The organism is Nostoc sp., from assembly GCF_036917575.1.
Lineage (GTDB): Bacteria > Cyanobacteriota > Cyanobacteriia > Cyanobacteriales > Nostocaceae > Nostoc.
In genome coordinates this window covers 2501-5471 of sequence record NZ_JBALDC010000048.1, presented here as the reverse complement: position 1 = coordinate 5471, position 2971 = coordinate 2501, and the positions used below count along the sequence as shown (strand labels likewise).

General features: G+C 49.1%; 2 tRNA genes and 2 rRNA genes (1 of these 4 only partly in view). All 4 read left to right on the top strand.

The window, feature by feature from the left end:
- Positions 1 to 221: 221 nt before the first annotated feature.
- Positions 222 to 1710 (top strand): 16S ribosomal RNA (locus tag V7K79_RS13335).
- 143 nt (positions 1711 to 1853) lie between these two features.
- Positions 1854 to 1927 (top strand) — tRNA-Ile (locus V7K79_RS13330).
- A gap of 80 nt (positions 1928 to 2007) precedes the next feature.
- A tRNA-Ala gene (locus tag V7K79_RS13325) sits at positions 2008 to 2080 on the top strand.
- A gap of 290 nt (positions 2081 to 2370) precedes the next feature.
- A 23S ribosomal RNA gene (locus tag V7K79_RS13320) occupies positions 2371 to 2971 on the top strand (it continues 2294 nt past the right edge of the window).
- Together the 16S and 23S rRNA genes with 2 tRNA genes alongside form the textbook arrangement of a ribosomal RNA operon.

Below are 2971 nucleotides of genomic sequence, written 5' to 3'. Positions count from 1 at the left end.
TCCCAAAATATTTTGGGAAAAATAGTTGACACAATGAATGGGGTTCGCTATATTGAATAAGTGCTGGAAGCGGAGCGCGAAAAAGCGACGTTTCCAAGGACACCGAACCTAGAAAATATTATAGTTTGAAAGCGATTATACAGCAAGTGGATTGCGTCAAGCAAATTAAAGATAACTAAGCTGAAGTTAAAAAAGAGCAGCTAGAGAGCTACAAACACTTCAAAACGGAGAGTTTGATCCTGGCTCAGGATGAACGCTGGCGGTATGCTTAACACATGCAAGTCGAACGGTGTCTTCGGGCACAGTGGCGGACGGGTGAGTAACGCGTGAGAATCTGGCTTCAGGTCTGGGACAACCACTGGAAACGGTGGCTAATACCGGATGTGCCGCAAGGTGAAAGGCTTGCTGCCTGGAGATGAGCTCGCGTCTGATTAGCTAGTTGGAAGTGTAATGGACTCCCAAGGCGACGATCAGTAGCTGGTCTGAGAGGACGATCAGCCACACTGGGACTGAGACACGGCCCAGACTCCTACGGGAGGCAGCAGTGGGGAATTTTCCGCAATGGGCGAAAGCCTGACGGAGCAATACCGCGTGAGGGAGGAAGGCTCTTGGGTCGTAAACCTCTTTTCTCAGGGAAGAACACAATGACGGTACCTGAGGAATAAGCATCGGCTAACTCCGTGCCAGCAGCCGCGGTAATACGGAGGATGCAAGCGTTATCCGGAATGATTGGGCGTAAAGCGTCCGCAGGTGGCAATGTAAGTCTGCTGTTAAAGAGTCTAGCTCAACTAGATACAAGCAGTGGAAACTACATAGCTAGAGTACGTTCGGGGCAGAGGGAATTCCTGGTGTAGCGGTGAAATGCGTAGAGATCAGGAAGAACACCAGTGGCGAAGGCGCTCTGCTAGGCCGTAACTGACACTGAGGGACGAAAGCTAGGGGAGCGAATGGGATTAGATACCCCAGTAGTCCTAGCCGTAAACGATGGATACTAGGCGTGGCTTGTATCGACCCGAGCCGTGCCGTAGCTAACGCGTTAAGTATCCCGCCTGGGGAGTACGCCGGCAACGGTGAAACTCAAAGGAATTGACGGGGGCCCGCACAAGCGGTGGAGTATGTGGTTTAATTCGATGCAACGCGAAGAACCTTACCAAGGCTTGACATGTCGCGAATCTTGATGAAAGTTGAGAGTGCCTTCGGGAGCGCGAACACAGGTGGTGCATGGCTGTCGTCAGCTCGTGTCGTGAGATGTTGGGTTAAGTCCCGCAACGAGCGCAACCCTCGTTTTTAGTTGCCAGCATTAAGTTGGGCACTCTAGAGAGACTGCCGGTGACAAACCGGAGGAAGGTGGGGATGACGTCAAGTCAGCATGCCCCTTACGCCTTGGGCTACACACGTACTACAATGCTTTGGACAGAGGGCAGCAAGCGGGCGACCGCAAGCAAATCCCATAAACCAAAGCTCAGTTCAGATCGCAGGCTGCAACTCGCCTGCGTGAAGGAGGAATCGCTAGTAATTGCAGGTCAGCATACTGCAGTGAATTCGTTCCCGGGCCTTGTACACACCGCCCGTCACACCATGGAAGCTGGTAGTGCCCGAAGTCATTACTCAAACCCGCAAGGGATGAGGATGCCTAAGGCAGGACTGGTGACTGGGGTGAAGTCGTAACAAGGTAGCCGTACCGGAAGGTGTGGCTGGATCACCTCCTTTCAAGGAGACCTACACCCCTTAGAAATCGAAAAGCAAACAGCTATATAGAGACTAAGTTGGTCTAACCGAGGTCGGTCGCAGGCATTTGCAAAATCAAAATAATGTAGAAAGCTTTCAAACTATGATTTGGTTCGTTCGTTTAGGGGCTATTAGCTCAGGTGGTTAGAGCGCACCCCTGATAAGGGTGAGGTCCCTGGTTCGAGTCCAGGATGGCCCACCTAAAGATAATTAGTAATTACTAATTAGTAGTTCGTAATTAAATTACGAATTACGCATTACGAATTGCGAATTAATCTTGGGGGTTTAGCTCAGTTGGTAGAGCGCCTGCTTTGCAAGCAGGATGTCAGCGGTTCGAGTCCGCTAACCTCCACCTGAATAGTGAAAAGCTATTTGCTATTTTTTGAGAAATCAGCAACATGACTGAAGTGAGATTGAGTCAGACTGCTGAGTTTCGTCTCAGCCAGAACCTTGAAAACTGCATAGTAACGCAAATTAGCAGGCAGACACAGACATTACGAGTGCTGAGTGCTGAGTGCTGAGTGCTGAGTAAAAACTTGGTGCCAGGTCATGAAGTAGGCAGAACTAATAAAAAAATGTGTTTGCAGGATAAACACCAATGTAACAGTTTAATTAGGAATTAGTAATTCCTAATTAAATAGTGGTCAAGCGAATAAGGGCTAACGGTGGATACCTAGGCACACAGAGGCGATGAAGGACGTGGTTACCGACGATATGCTCCGGGGAGTTGGAAGCAAACATTGAGCCGGAGATTTCCGAATGGGGCAACCCTAAATACTACCTGCTGAATATATAGGCAGGAGAGAGCCAACCCAGCGAATTGAAACATCTTAGTAGCTGGAGGAAGAGAAATCAATAAAGAGATTCCCTAAGTAGTGGTGAGCGAAAGGGGAAGAGCCTAAACCAAAGGGTTTACCTTTTGGGGTAGTGGGACAGCAATATCGAATCTAGAGACTAGATGAAGCAGCTAAATACTGCACCAAAGAAGGTGAAAGTCCTGTAGTCGAAAGTTGAAGGATAGTAGCTGAATCCCGAGTAGCATGGGGCACGAGGAATCCCATGTGAATCAGCGAGGACCACCTCGTAAGGCTAAATACTACTGTGTGACCGATAGTGAACCAGTACCGCGAGGGAAAGGTGAAAAGAACCCCGGAAGGGGAGTGAAATAGAACATGAAACCGTTAGCTTACAAGCAGTGGGAGGACTATTTAAAGTCTAACCGCGTGCCTGTTGAAGAATGAGC